Genomic DNA, 14,242 nt, shown 5'->3' on the forward strand with positions numbered 1-14,242 from the left:
TTAATTTTTACGTTGTATCTTGATTAGGCGTATTTGTATTTTTGTCCTGCTCGGGGCAGGTGCAGGCTAGATTTACGCCCAAAAAGCGTCTTTGTATGGGATTTACGACCAGGTGAATGCTGATTGGGATTTTGGTGCTTCAACGCCTGAGCAATGGCAAGTTGCGGTAAACGCAACGCTGCACCCGGATTTCCACATCGATTATGCAGACGCGCAAGCCATTGCTGCGGTTAAGCCTAACGAAAACTATTATGCGGATCACAAGTACCTAAGTGCGACTCAGGTACCGGCTATCAATGATTTCAGCGACTTCTATGTGTATGCCTATGAAGACCAAGGTGCGCTTATTGCCCGTGCTATTAGCTCGGAGCAAAGCGTGACCTGGGGTAACGGTACTCATACCGCAACGCCGGTTGCCGTGTATGCGTTTGGCCCAGATGGCGTGACTAAGCCTTTCTCAAGCATGTTGCACCACACCGAAATCGGTCAGTTAATGGCCAAGGCCTTACTGGGCGACAACTAAGAGACTGGGTGCCGGGGCGCTATGCCCTAGCACCTTAACTATATATTCCTAAAGGGCTTAGCGATTTAGCTTACGAGCGCGGAAATTGCGGCCCTTCATTTTCCCCTCACTGATAGTTTTCAGCGCCGCATTGGCAATTTTACGCTGCACGGCAACGTAGGAGCTGATAGCCGTAACCTTGATTTTCCCAATTTGATCCCCGGTAATGGCCTGATTAGAAGTCAGGGCACCGAGAATATCCCCCGGGCGCAGCTTGGATTTTTTGCCGCCGTCGATTTGTATGGTGACCATGGGCGCACGCTTAATCGCCTTGCTAAAGACATTGTCGTTGGGCAGGTCGGTGGGCTCTATGGTTTGCTCGAGATAATCTTCTAAGGCATTGACCTTATGCGACTCTTTATAGCTCATCAAGGAGCAGGCAATGCCTTTTTTACCGGCGCGGCCGGTACGGCCAATGCGGTGTACATGGACTTCCGGATCATGGGCAATATGGTAATTGATCACCATATCCACATGATCCACATCTATACCTCGGGCAGCGACATCTGTGGCTACAAGAATGCTGAGGCTGTGATTGGCAAAGCGTACCAGGGTGCGGTCACGGTCTTTTTGCTCTAAGTCGCCGTGTAAGGCGGCGGCATCAAAGCCCATATTCTGAAGTTGATCGCACACCTGCTGACACTCGGCCTTGGTATTGCAAAAAATCACCGCCGACTCGGGCTGGAAATGAAGCAGCAGCTTTTGCACAGCTTCCAGGCGCATGTCGTTGTTGTCCACCTCATAGAAATACTGTTCTATGCTGCTGTCGTCATGGGTCGATTCGACCGTGATCTTTTGCGGGTTGTGCATCACGTGCTGGGCTAACTGCTCAATCTTAGGCGGGTAAGTGGCGCTAAAGAGCAGGTTTTGTCGCTGTGCCGGGCAGTGATCGATAATGTATTGCAGCGGCTCTTCAAAGCCCATCTCCAGCATGCGGTCTGCTTCATCAAGCACAAAGGTGTTGACCTCATCCAGAGATAAGCGGCCCTTACGCAAGTGCTCTTCAATGCGTCCTGGGGTGCCGACAATAATATGAGCGCCGTGCTCAAGGGAGCCAATTTGCGGCCCCATGGGGGCACCGCCACACAGGGCAAGCACCTTGATATTGTGAATGGCACGAGCCAGTTTGCGAATTTCCACCGCCACCTGATCGGCAAGCTCTCGAGTTGGACACACTACTAAGGCCTGGACGCGAAAGCGCTTTACATTGAGGTTATGTAACAGCCCCAAAGAGAAGGCGGCCGTCTTGCCCGAGCCGGTTTTACCCTGACCAATCACATCCTTGCCCGCCAAAATAAGCGGCAAGGTTTGCGCTTGGATTTCTGTCATATGGTGATAACCCAAAGACTCTAGGTTATCGAGCAAAGAGCGAGAAAGCGGGGTGCTGGAAAAAGCAGGTAAGGTCACGGTGGCAATCATCTTTTTTAAAGTAAAAGAGGATTATAACATGGCAGTGGCGCTATGGCGCACATTAGGAAGAGGGGGATACAAAAATGCCGGTCTAAATAGACCGGCATGGGTGTTGCGATGTATAGGTAGTTTAACTAAGGCTAGAAAACCACGGTTACAGTTGCAGAGCAGTTAGTTGTGCCCGCTTCACAGATAGCATAGTTGTAAACACCGCCGCCTTTGTAGTTGGTCGCATCTGTGTATGCACCGTCGTTATTGGTGCTGGTGTTGCCGCGCAGTTGAGGTAGTACATATAAATACACTACAAGCTGCTGCAGAAACGAACAACAAAGGTCAACAGACCCTAGCCTTGAAGTTCTTTTGAATCTTTACCAAAGGATAATCCAGATCAAATGTAGGGTTAAATTATGTGCCTGGGTGCGCTTAGCAAGTTACAGCTCGCACCCGTTATGGTATATTGCTAGAACATTCTGAATATTCAGCCCCTTAGGTGGTATTTTCGATTTCTGTTCGATAATATTACTTAAGCATAATTCTTTCTATTTCGGTCTAACTGTTTGGTGCGCAACCTGATTCATCCCAGTCATGCAAAAGAGTGGTCGCAAAGCTCTTGGTTTTTAGTTATCGCCCTTGTGGTGCTGGGGCTCTCGCTGCTTAGTGAGCAGCTCGGGTCGGTTGGTATTATAGAGCACTATATACTGCTGCATTCCTTTTTGGAGCTTATCTCCATCATAGTCTCTGTGCTGATTTTTGCAGTGGGCTGGAGTGCGCGCAGCCATATTAAAAGCCCGACCTTTTTGTTTGTTTCCGGGGTGATGCTTTGGGTCGGCGTGCTCGACTTTCAGCATGTGTTTTCGTTCCAGGGGATGCCGGAGTTTATTACCCCAGCCAGTCCCGACAAAGCCATTAACTTTTGGTTCGCCGGGCGCATCTTTACCGCCGTTGCCATTATTGCCCTGGCTGCCCAGCCTTGGTGTGCTCTGCATTCTCGCAGCATTTATCCGTCCTTGATTGTCGCCGGTCTGCTCGCCTTGCTTGTGAGCTATGTGTTTTTATTTCACCCTGATTGGATACCTGCCAGCTATATCCCCGGGCAGGGGCTAACCGATTTTAAACGCAATTTTGAATACCTTTTAATGGCTTTGTATGCCTTTGCGGCAGTGCTCTTTTTATTGCGTTTGACGCAGGCGCGACAAAACAGGAACTTGAGCCATTTGTTCGTGGTCGCCGTGCTTATGGTGTTAAGCGAATATTATTTCACTATTTACAGTAATGTCAGCGACACTCTCAACCTCTGTGGTCACCTCTATAAAATAGTTGCCTATATTTTGCTTTATCAGGTGCTGTTTGTGGAAACCATTACCCGGCCATTTCTTGATCTTGAACATTCGCGCCATCGCCTTAGCGCCACTTTAAGCGCCCTCCCTGAACTGGTGTTTGAAATTGATGAACATGGCAAAATAGTACGCAGTCATACCAAAGAAAACGAGCCGTTTTTATTGCAGGGCAAGAGCATAGGGCGCAGCATTTTTAGTCTGTTTGCGGGGAAAGATCAAACCCGCTTGTATAACGCCGTGGCTGAAGCCAAACGTCAGGGGATGGCCGAGGTGGAGGATATGGTGATCGCTCGGCAACAGCAGCATCGTCATTACCAATGCGTGGTGGTGAAACTGGCCGAACAAGGCAGCGCGAATTATCTGGTGGTTGTGCGCGATGTTAGCGAGCGTGCGGCGCAAATCGAAGCCCTGGCCCATGAAGCCAGACTGAAAGAAGGCCTGCTGGGCTTATCTGATGTTGCGTTTAGAGGGTGTGAGTCGGCACTCCTTGCTCATGGTGTGCACTATGCCCATTATTTGGTGCCTTGCCAGAGCTTAGCCTTGTATATTCTTGATGATGCAGGCCATTTTCAACCTATAGCCAGCAAAGGCGAAGGGGAGGTGGAACTCACAGCTGAGCTACTGTCGCAGCTGTTACCCCAGCTGCAAACCCAAAAATACATTACTCGCCCCCTTGATGAGGTAGCGCAGCATAAAGCTGGCTTATCGGCTTTGGGCGCCCTGATGGCGGTGCCGCTCCATGAGCAAGCTAAGGTGCGCATGGTTTTGCTGTTAAGTAATAAAGAGCGTAACTTTAGTGCCCGCGAGGCTGAGGCTATTACGCTTTGGCTTCAGGCCATTTGGCACTGGTTAAACCGCATGCGCCAAGACGAGCGGATGCACACCTTGTCATTGGCGGTAGAGCAAAACCCGCATCCGATCTTAATCACGGATACCGAGGTTAAAATCGAGTATGTGAACCGTGCTTATGTGGAACTCAGTGGCTTTGAACGTGAAGACTTGTTAGGTATGAACCCAGCCATTCTCAGCTCGGGTAAAACCGCGCCTCAGGTGTATCAGTCCATGTGGCAAAGCCTAAAGAAACAACAACCTTGGGTAGGGGAGCTGATCAACCGTAATAAGCAAGGGGAAGAGCTGATTGAGCGCACCACCATCTACCCAATCACAGATAAAGACGGCAAGGTCAGCAAGTACATCTCTTTCCAGCATGACATTACCGCTCAGGTTGAAAATGAAACCAAGATACATCATCTGTCTTATTATGATCAGTTGACCGGGCTTGCCAATGTGAAGATGTTGCTGCACGTGTTTGCATCCTTGTGCTCAAAAAACAAGCTGGTTGAGGGCGCGCTGCTGTCTATTGGCCTGGATAACTTTAAGGTGCTCAACGAAGCCCTGGGTTATGATAAGGGGAATATGATCCTCAAAACCCTGGCTCAGCGGCTGCTTAATTTAGGCGATGAAGATGAATTGATCTGCCGTTTACCCGGCGACCGTTTTGCCTTTTTAATGCCCTATGCCAATGCCAACAGTGCTTCTATTAAGGCCCAGCGGATTATTGAAACCTTGCGCACGCCTATTAATATCGATGGCAAAAACATAGTGCTTACCGCTTCTATCGGCGTTGCTCTTTATCCCCATGATGGTGATAACAGCCAGCAGCTGCTGCAATTGGCCGAGGCGGCATTGTTTGAAGTGAAAAAACGCGGTCGTAATAACTACCTGTTTTATGCGCGGGAGATGAACCGCCATGCGTCGCGTCAACTGCAGGTGATCAATGCCCTCAACATGGCGCTGTTGGAAGATGAATTTTCCTTAGTGTTTCAGCCTCAGGTGCGTATCGACAACCGCCAAGTAGTCGGTGCCGAAGTGCTGGTGCGCTGGCATTCATCCGAGCTGGGTATGGTGTCACCAGGTGAGTTTATTCCAGTGGCTGAAAGCGCGGGTCTTATTAAGGCCCTTGATGCTTGGGTGTTTAGGCATGCGCTGGCGCAAATAAAACAATGGCTGGCAATGGGAGTCGAAGACCTGGTATTCGCCGTTAATCTATCGGCGGCGAGTTTTGAAGACCAAGGGTTGCTGAGCGCGCTGATGTACGAGCTGGAGCAGTATGATGTGCCCGCTAGCTGCATTGAATTGGAACTTACCGAGGCCATTGCCCTGATGGATCCAGACTCGGTACTTAAGCGCATTAAATCCTTGCGCGCCGCAGGCTTTAGGGTGTCCATAGATGACTTTGGTACCGGCTATTCATCAATGAGCTACTTAAAGCGCTTCGATGTCGATAAGCTGAAAATAGATAAATCCTTTATCGATGACTTGGCCAGCGGTGAGCCGGAAGATGTCGCCATAGTAAAAGCCATGGTGCAACTGGCCAAGGCGCTTAATATTGACTCTATTGCCGAGGGTGTCGAAACCGAGCAGCAGTGGCACAGCCTGGCCGAGCTGGGGTGTGATCAGGTGCAGGGATATTGGTGTGCTAAGCCTTTGCCAGCAAAGGACTTTATTGCTTTTCTCGAATCCTGGGAATAAACCGCGGGGCGAATGGACGCCCCGCAGCTTGCCTTGACGGCCAAGTTAGCGGCTTTGCAGCTGCTCGCTTATCTCGGTAAAGATGCTGGCATCATCTATGGTGGAGGGGATCTGCAACTCTTCACCATCAACCAACTGGCGCAGGTTCTTGCGCAATATTTTACCCGAGCGGGTTTTTGGTAAGCGTGGCACGCAGATAATATCCTGCAAGCAGGCAATGGCGCCTATGGTGGAACGCACCGTGGCTCTAAGCTGCTGCTCAACTTCCTCATTGCTGCCGCTAAAGTCATCCTTGAGCACCACCATGGCCATGGGAATTTGCCCCTTAAGGCTGTCATGTATGGCAAATACTGCGCATTCCGCCACCGCCGGGTGAGCCGCGACTATCTCTTCCATCTCCCCGGTGGAGAGGCGGTGACCGGCAACGTTTATCACATCATCGGTGCGGCCCATAATAAAGAGATAACCTTCCTCATCGACATAGCCGCCATCACCGGACAGGTAGTAGCCTGGATACTGGCTTAAATAGCCGCTTTTAAAGCGCTCGTTATTTTGCCAGATACTCGGCAAGCACCCAGGCGGCAAGGGCAGTTTAATGGCCACTGCGCCATGCTCATTGGCTTCACATTGCTCACCATGAACATCAAGCACTTGCACGTTAAAACCAGGAGTTGGCACTGTGGCGCTGCCTGCCTTGGTGGGCAGGGTTTCAATGCCGATGGGGTTACAGGCGATGGCCCAGCCGGTTTCCGTTTGCCACCAGTGATCCAGTACCGGCAGTTGGGTATGCTCCTTTAACCACTCATAGGTGGGCGGATCTAGGCGCTCGCCAGCGAGAAACAGGCGTTTTAGGCTTGAGGTGTCGTATTGCTTAAAACCCTGAGCGCTGGGGTCTTCTTTTTTGATGGCACGAAAGGCGGTCGGGGCACTGAACAAAGCCGTGACCTTATAGTCTTCAACCACGCGCCAGAAAGCGTTGGCATCGGGCGTGCGCACCGGTTTGCCCTCGTAAAGCACAGTGGCACAGCGATAAATCAGCGGCGCATAGACTATGTAGGAGTGGCCCACCACCCAGCCGATATCCGAGGCCGCCCAAAATACCTCACCTGGGCGCATACCGTACACGGTTTCCATACTGTAATGCATGGCCACCGCATGACCGCCGTTTTCACGCACTACGCCCTTGGGGATGCCCGTGGTGCCTGAGGTGTAAAGAATATAGAGGGGATCGGCACCGGCGACTGGCACAGCGTCCACGCTTTGAGCGTCACTCATGGCTGTAGCCCAGTCAATATCACGGCATTCGCTAAGCGGCGCATAACACTGTGGGCGCTGGAAAATAACACAATGCTCGACCTTATGTTGAGCCTGACTAACAGCCTCATCGAGCAGCGGCTTGTATTCGATCACCTTGTTGACCTCAACCCCACAAGAGGCACTGAGGATAATTTTTGGCGTGGCATCATCAATGCGCACCGCCAGCTCATGGGCAGCAAAACCACCGAAAACCACGGAGTGAATGGCACCGAGGCGGGCACAGGCCAACATGCCAATCACAGCTTCGGGGATCATCGGCATATAGATCACCACGCGATCGCCTTTACCAACACCCAGCCCTTGCATGACCCCGGCAAACTTACTCACTTCTTCGAGCAATTCGCTGTAACTGTACTGACGCTTGCTATCTGTGACCGGAGAGTCGTAAATCAGCGCTGTTTCATCGCCATAGCCGTTTAACACATGCTGATCCAGCGCCAAGTAGCTGGTATTAAGCTCAGCATCGGCAAACCAGTGGTAAAAGCCATGCTCATCTTGATGATAGGCTTGCTGGGGTTTCTTTAACCAGGCAATGCGCTCGCTTTGCTGCAGCCAAAATTGCTCTGGATTATCGCTAAAGGCGCGATAGGTGCGTTGATACTCGCCTGACATACAAGGCTCCAAAATAAAGAATGTGAGAGTATGACTAAAAATGTAGGCGCTTATGACGCTGAACAAAATGCGACCATAGTCGGCAGTGGCGGGCGTTTTTATTATTAAGGGAGATTTAAGCCAGCGGCATCACCGGTGGCCTGCTTATTTACTTGGGCATATTCATCACTATGCGCCCGGTGATCTCGCCTTTTTCCATATCCGCGAAGATATCGTTAATATCATCAAGACCCTTCTCGGTAATAATGGCTTTGACCTTGCCACGGGCAGCAAACTCTAAGCATTCTTCCAGGTCTTTGCGGGTGCCGACGATGGAGCCGACCACGCTGACGCCGTTAAGCACGGTATCAAAAATAGGCAAGGGCATGTCTTCTGGCGGCAGGCCGACCAGTACGCATTTACCACCGCGGCGCACCACATCATAGCTTTGTCTAAAGCCAGCTTTGCTTACCGCGGTACAGACGCTGCCATGTACGCCACCGCTGACTTTTTTGATGGCATTGACCACATCGTCGGTTTTAAAGTCGAAGAAATGTTCGGCACCGAGCTGCTGCGCCAGCTCACGCTTGGCTTCGCCCGTGTCCACGGCCACAACTCGCATGCCCATGGCCACCGCATATTGCACCGCTAAGTGTCCAAGGCCACCGACGCCGAAAACCGCCATCCATTGTCCGGGCTTGGTTTCGGATACCTTTAAGGCCTTATAAGTAGTGACTCCGGCACAAAACAGCGGTGCGGCATCCGGATAGCTTAGGCCTTCGGGGATTTTCACCACATAATCACCATGGGCGGCGCAATATTCTGCGAAACCGCCATCGACGGAATAACCTGAGTTTTGTTGCTCCATGCACAAGGTTTCCTTGCCGTCGAGGCAATATTCACAATGGCCGCAGGCGCTGTAAAGCCAAGGAATGCCTACTCGGTCGCCGAGTTTTAAGTGGCTGACGGCACTGCCGAGCTCAACAATTTCACCTACACCTTCATGGCCAGGAGTAAGAGGGAGTTTAGGTTTGACCGGCCAATCGCCGTGGCAGGCGTGTAAATCCGTATGACACACCCCGCAGGCATGAATCTTTACCAGCACCTGATGGGCATCAATACTGGGCTTGGCTATTTCTTCAATGCTTAAAGGGGCACCAAAACTATGGGCAACTGCTGCTTTCATTATGAATCTCCTTGTTTTTGTCATCATGAGGACATCTCTAGCTTAGCGCTAAAGTCACGGCATAATTTGCTTGGCCGTCCATGCTAGTTGTACCCCAGTCCAGTAATCGCTGTTATGATCTGGGGCAAAGGGATTAGATAAATAAACGCGTTATGGAAAAAAGAATCATCAAAATATTTATATGCTTAGCTATTTTTTTAGCGCCGTGTTGCCCGGATACCATATGGATAAGCGACTTTGGAACACGATTATTTTAGACGGCAGTATTCCTAAAGGGGAAATCGAGCGCATGATGGATAACTCTTACCTCTTGGTGGTGGCGAAACTGCCGAAAGCCAAGCAGCAAGAACTGCTATCGCAGTTGGAGCAGGGCTAGGCTGTTAACACTGATCATTTTGGTAAAGCGCCGACTAAATGGCGCACAATGATGTATGGAGAAAAGATGGGAATTTGTGGGCGACTGATACATAAAACACGGCGCTGGATCCACTCTCGGCATATGCTCTCGAGTGTGACCCTGGCTTCGTTTTTAGAGTCGACCATAGTGCCCATTCCCTTGGAAGCGCTCTTAGTGCCACTGATGCAGGCGCGGCGCGACAAAATCTGGGCCATCGCTTTGGTGGCAACTGTGGGTTGTATGCTCGGCGCCTTATTTGGCTATGCCCTGGGCTATTATCTTTTCGATATGCTGGGTGATTGGCTCATTGGCCTGTTTTCCACCCCGGAGCAGTTTGCCGAAGTCAAAGCGCAAATGCACAGCCAGGGTTTTTGGTTTGTGCTGACCCTAGGGATAGTACCCATTCCGTTTCAAATTGCCATGTTGGCGGCGGGGGCGACCCATTATTCCCTGTGGTTGTTTTTCCTTGCCACCGCTATAGCCCGCTCGTTGCGCTATTTTGGTCTGGCGCTGGTGGTGTATTACGCCGGTAATAAAGCGGAAAAGGTGATCCGTAAACATAAGCTCAAAGGCATTGCCGCCCTGAGTGCTTTAGTGCTGGGCACCTGGTGGTTGGCGAGCAGTTTGTCGACTGCCGGCGTTAGTTAAAACGCATGTGTAAAATTTGCTAAAAAGTGGTGATAAATACGTGAAATTGGTTATTGCTACCGGTAATTGTTAACGGTTTTTATTTATCTATATGATTTATATGTGCTTTTAATCTTGGTCTAAAGTTTGCTGTATTTACACCAGCTTAGTTAGGAATATTTTTACAGGAAGCGAATTATGTCGGTACCCGTCGCGGATAGACCCCTAGAGCAGGTTAAAGAAGAAGTCATAGACCAGCTTATACTTAATTACAGCCATGGTGAGATCTCTGCCGAAGCGTTTGAGCGCCGTTTGGATGCAGCCTATGACAGCACGGAGCAAGAATATCTAGTGACTCTGGTTGCCGATCTCCCTTTGCAAGCAGACCCGCGCTATCAAAGTGAAAAGGCGGCCCGTTTGCGCCCACAATATGGTCGTGGCGATGAGCAACCGATAGGTGAGTCCATCACAACTATTTTAAGTTCGGATCACCGTGGCGGCGATTGGGTGGTTCCTAAAGAAATACAGATAAAAAACGTGCTTGGGACCTTAGAGCTGGACTTTAGCAATGCCATCTTCAGTAACCCGGACGTGCATATTCACCTTAACTGTTATTTGGGCTCATGCGAGATTTATGTGCCAGAGGGCGTTGATGTGGTGACGCAAACCACCAATATTATTGCCTCCACTAGCAATCAGCGGGTGGCCTTAGGGCCACGGGATCAAGACCGCCAACGTCCGCGTATTTTACTCACCGGCCGTAATGTTTTAGGCAGCGTTGAGGTCAGCGTAAAAAGAACCATGAAAGAAAAATTAAAATCCTTTGCCGACAATCTGCGCACCCTGTTTGATGACGGGTATGACAGCGGCAATGGTAAGGATAAAAGCGATAAATATTACTAATTTGTGAAAAGCGACTACACTTAGCAATGCTTTAATTAACAGCTCCCAGGTTGCGGCGGTTTCTTTAACCGCCGCTTTTTTTTGCCCGCCTAAAAGCACGAGGTCGCATAGATGAAGGGTCATGGCTATAATGGCGCCTTTATTTTTGGGTGCTGGTGAAGCGCGAATGAATGCAGTAGAGAAAATATTTGTGCTGGGCTTGCCCCGTACCGGCACCACCAGCGTGTGTGTGGCGGCCTTGCAACTGGGCTTGCCTACGGCGCACACCGCCTATACTCAGGCCTGTTTTGAACAGGCGCAGGTGCTGGCCGACACTCCTTGTTTTAGTCACTATCCCGAGCTGGCCAGGCGCTATCCGCTCAGCCGTTTTATTCTCCTTTGCCGGGATGAACAGGCCTGGCTGGCATCCATTAAGCAATTACTGGCGCGCATGAGTGATAACCTGTTATGTACCCATGGCGGCTTTAGCCCTTTATTAAAACAAAGTTATGGGCGCGTGTTTTCGCCTCTCAATGAGCAAACACTCGCGAACGATGAGCACCTTCTACACTGTTATCGCCGCCACCAACAGCAGGTGCGCGACTATTTTGCCACTCAGAGCGAACGCTTGTTGTGCCTGAATTTAGGCGAACCCAACGCCTACCACACATTCTGCCGCTTTTTGGGTGTTGAGCCCCAAGGGCGTGAGTTCGCTCATCTTAATAAGGGTAATAAGGTAATGGCCTGGCGCGACATTAAAAGCCCGCTGAAAATCGCCTCTACCCGCAATGGCAAGGTGGATAACCTCGATAGCTGGTGGTTAGGCTAACGGCCTTGGCTTGGGGCTGGCGTGAATGGCCTTGGCTGCGTACAATAGCGCCAATTTTAGTTGTTAGTAATGCTTATGTTTGAACTCGAATTTAATACGCCACAGCAGTGGACCGATACGGTGCTTGCCGACTTCGACGCCTTTTTACAAGATCATGCCGCCGCCGAGAAAAAAGCTTCTGGCATGGCACTTTCCATGCTGTCTCACTACCCGGATAAGCGTAAATTGGTCAAGGCCATGACAGACTTGGCACTGGAAGAGATGATCCACTTTAAGCAGGTGGTGAAGTTGCTTACCGAGCGTGACGTTAATCTTGGCGACGATAAAAAAGATCCCTATGTCAACCAGCTGCGCGGCATGTTCCGCCATGGTAAAGAAGTCTTTATGCTCGACCGCCTGCTGGTGGCTGCAGTGATTGAGGCGCGCGGCCATGAGCGTTTTGCTTTAATCGCCGAGGCTTTGCCGCCGGGTAAGGACAAGGAGTTTTATACCGCCATCGCCAAGTCTGAAGAAAAACACAAAAATCTGTTTGTGGAATTGGCCTATGAATATTTCGATAAAGAAGAAGTGGATGCGCGCTTAGCCGAGGTGATCACCCGCGAAGCACAAATTTGTGCCTCCTTGCCGTATCGCGCGGCCCTACATTAAGGTTTGTAGGTCGATGCTTTGCGTCGACAAATTTAACCACGTTGCATATTTGTCGGGATAAATCCCGACAACGAGGCGCAGTTAGCCGTGCACCTTATCCAAGGCACGTAGCTTGAAGCCCAGCCAACATAAGATGATGCCGAAGGCAAAGGCATAAATGGCGACCAGCCAGAGCATGGCAATGATCCCCTGGCCTGGGTTAACGATCAAATAGATGCCAAAGAGGATCGATACCACCCCGCTTAACAGCAATAAGGTTACGCCCTGCAGATGCTTAAAGAGCTTAATGGCTGCCGCCATTTCCATCAGGCCGATGGCGATGGCCCAAAAGGCTATCAAATAGAGCATGATCAAGGCGGTCAGCTGAGGCATACTGACGGTAACTATGGCCGCGACAATCCCCAAAATGCCGGCTATCAGGGTTAAATGCCAGTAAGACGAATATTGCTTTTGTTTAAATGCCAGCCAAACCCGCGAGCAACCGTCGAACATAAAGAAGGCGGCAAAGACAAAGATCAAGGCACCTATTGTGGCTTGCGGTGAAAACCAGGCCACGGCGGCAAAGATAATGGCGATGATCCCCTGAATAACAAAGATTGGCCACTGACCCGGTAGTGAAGTATTAATCGTCATTATGCTCTCCTATTGTGGCTGCTTATAAACTTGGCCTGCTTTCATCACAAAATCAACTTGTTCCAAAACGCTGATATCCTCAAGCGGATTGCCGCCAACGGCAATGATATCGGCAGCAAAATTTGTGCTTAGCTGGCCTAATTGTGCTTCGGCGCGCAGTAATTTGGCGGCATTAATGGTGGCGCTCTGAATAGCCTGCAAAGGGGTCATGCCATATTCCACCATGCGAGAGAATTGCTTGGCATTGTCACCGTGCGGATAAATAGAAGCATCGGTGCCAAACACCATATTCAATCCCGCATCCACGGCGCGGCTAAAACTTTCGCGCTGACGCTTGGAGACCTGGCGTTCCTTATTTAAATTTTCCTCGGCAACGCCATTTTGCTCACCATAGGTGAGGGTGTATTCGGTGTTGTAGATATCCATGGACAACCAGGTGCCGTGCTTTTTCGCCAGCTTAATGCCTTCGTCGTCGATATAGCTGACATGTTCAACACTGTCGGCTCCGGCGATAATGGCCGCCTTGATACCACTGGTGCCATGGGCATGAGCGGCCACAGTTAAGCCACGCAGATGCGCTTCTTCAACCAGAGCATTCATTTCTTCCTGACTGTATTGCTGGACACCCACCTTAGTACCCTTGGAGAAAACGCCGCCGGTGGCGCAAAACTTAATGGCGTTGGCACCGTACTTAATGTTTTCACGTACTTTGGCGCGTACCGCCCAAGGGCCATCGGCCACGCCTTCGGCGCGGTAATTTAATTCCGGCGGCAAGCGGTTGTTGTCGCAGTGGCCTCCAGTGACTCCCAAGGATGGGCCAGCCGCCCATAATCGTGGTCCGGGTACATCACCTGCTTCTATACCATCGCGCAGGGCAATCACGCTGTAGCTGGTGGCGCCAATATTACGCAAGGTGGTAAAGCCGGCGAGTAAGGTTTTATGAGCAAAGTAGGCGGCTTTGATGGCCTTACGCGGTGCCGAGTCGCTAAAACGTTGCACTCGGGGCACGGTGGGATCCGAGGTCAGATGCACATGCATGTCCATTAAACCGGGCAGCAACATCTTGTTGCCCAGGTCGATTAATTGGTCGTCGGCGTCCAAGGTGTTTGGCAGAGTATGGCCAATGCCTGTGATCACGCCCTCATCTATGCTGATAACGACATTGTTAAGCACCTTGCCATTGGTGACATCCAACATTTTGTCGGCTTTAACATAGGTGGAGCTGTAGGCTGGGTTAGCCAAAGCCATAAGGGCACTGCCTATAGCGGCGCCGACTAAGGAGTAAAAAGGC

At 50.7% G+C, this 14,242-nt stretch carries 12 protein-coding genes and 1 pseudogene; 7 read left to right on the forward strand and 6 right to left on the reverse strand.

Annotation, left to right across the window (positions count from 1 at the left end; translation table 11 throughout):
* Positions 1-112 precede the first annotated feature (112 nt).
* Positions 113-523, forward strand: a complete 411-nt coding sequence (locus tag WCN91_RS12505; RefSeq protein WP_342679538.1) for a hypothetical protein — start codon at positions 113-115, stop codon at positions 521-523.
* A 57-nt stretch (positions 524-580) separates the two neighbouring features.
* On the opposite strand, the gene dbpA is transcribed toward WCN91_RS12505, so the two are convergent.
* Both dbpA and WCN91_RS12515 read right to left on the reverse strand, forming a co-directional pair.
* Positions 581-1,969: an ATP-dependent RNA helicase DbpA gene (dbpA, locus tag WCN91_RS12510; protein ID WP_425416038.1), complete on the reverse strand. Its 1,389-nt coding sequence runs from the start codon at positions 1,967-1,969 to the stop codon at positions 581-583.
* Positions 1,970-2,112: 143 nt separating this feature from the next.
* Complete coding sequence (locus WCN91_RS12515; RefSeq protein WP_342679542.1) at positions 2,113-2,274, reverse strand: hypothetical protein; 162 nt, start codon at positions 2,272-2,274, stop codon at positions 2,113-2,115.
* A 258-nt stretch (positions 2,275-2,532) separates the two neighbouring features.
* Between WCN91_RS12515 and WCN91_RS12520 the strand changes: the two genes are divergently transcribed.
* Entirely contained in the window at positions 2,533-5,841 is a 3,309-nt protein-coding gene (locus WCN91_RS12520) for an EAL domain-containing protein (protein WP_342679544.1), read from the forward strand.
* A gap of 45 nt (positions 5,842-5,886) precedes the next feature.
* Here WCN91_RS12520 and WCN91_RS12525 read toward each other — a convergent pair whose 3' ends face one another.
* Together WCN91_RS12525 and adhP are read right to left on the reverse strand one after the other, a co-directional pair.
* Positions 5,887-7,770, reverse strand: a complete 1,884-nt coding sequence (locus WCN91_RS12525) for a propionyl-CoA synthetase (protein WP_342679547.1) — start codon at positions 7,768-7,770, stop codon at positions 5,887-5,889.
* A 148-nt stretch (positions 7,771-7,918) separates the two neighbouring features.
* The gene (adhP, locus tag WCN91_RS12530; protein WP_342679549.1) at positions 7,919-8,935 is read right to left on the reverse strand and encodes an alcohol dehydrogenase AdhP; all 1,017 of its coding nucleotides are present in this window, start codon (positions 8,933-8,935) and stop codon (positions 7,919-7,921) included.
* A 196-nt stretch (positions 8,936-9,131) separates the two neighbouring features.
* Between adhP and WCN91_RS12535 the strand changes: the two are divergent.
* The 5 genes and pseudogenes from WCN91_RS12535 to WCN91_RS12555 form a co-directional block, all read left to right on the forward strand.
* Positions 9,132-9,311, forward strand: a pseudogene (locus tag WCN91_RS12535) (MmcQ/YjbR family DNA-binding protein); the annotation flags it as partial.
* 66 nt (positions 9,312-9,377) lie between these two features.
* Positions 9,378-9,980 carry a YqaA family protein gene (locus WCN91_RS12540; RefSeq protein ID WP_342679551.1) on the forward strand — a complete coding sequence of 201 codons (603 nt, stop codon included), beginning with the start codon at positions 9,378-9,380 and terminating at the stop codon, positions 9,978-9,980.
* A gap of 177 nt (positions 9,981-10,157) precedes the next feature.
* Positions 10,158-10,862, forward strand: coding sequence for a LiaF domain-containing protein (locus tag WCN91_RS12545; RefSeq protein WP_342679553.1), 705 nt, complete (start codon positions 10,158-10,160; stop codon positions 10,860-10,862).
* 130 nt (positions 10,863-10,992) lie between these two features.
* On the forward strand, positions 10,993-11,670 hold the full coding sequence (locus WCN91_RS12550) for a sulfotransferase family protein (protein WP_342679555.1): 678 nt from the start codon (positions 10,993-10,995) through the stop codon (positions 11,668-11,670).
* A 75-nt stretch (positions 11,671-11,745) separates the two neighbouring features.
* Positions 11,746-12,318, forward strand: a complete 573-nt coding sequence (locus WCN91_RS12555; protein WP_342679557.1) for a MiaE family protein — start codon at positions 11,746-11,748, stop codon at positions 12,316-12,318.
* An 81-nt stretch (positions 12,319-12,399) separates the two neighbouring features.
* On the opposite strand, the gene WCN91_RS12560 is transcribed toward WCN91_RS12555, so the two are convergent.
* Positions 12,400-12,951 (reverse strand): HdeD family acid-resistance protein, encoded by a 552-nt coding sequence (locus WCN91_RS12560; RefSeq protein WP_342679559.1) that lies wholly within the window; start codon positions 12,949-12,951, stop codon positions 12,400-12,402.
* 9 nt (positions 12,952-12,960) lie between these two features.
* Positions 12,961-14,199 carry a Xaa-Pro dipeptidase gene (locus tag WCN91_RS12565; protein ID WP_342679630.1) on the reverse strand — a complete coding sequence of 413 codons (1,239 nt, stop codon included), beginning with the start codon at positions 14,197-14,199 and terminating at the stop codon, positions 12,961-12,963.
* Positions 14,200-14,242: the final 43 nt, after the last annotated feature.

Source organism: Pseudoalteromonas qingdaonensis (assembly GCF_038739665.1).
GTDB lineage: Bacteria > Pseudomonadota > Gammaproteobacteria > Enterobacterales > Alteromonadaceae > Pseudoalteromonas > Pseudoalteromonas qingdaonensis.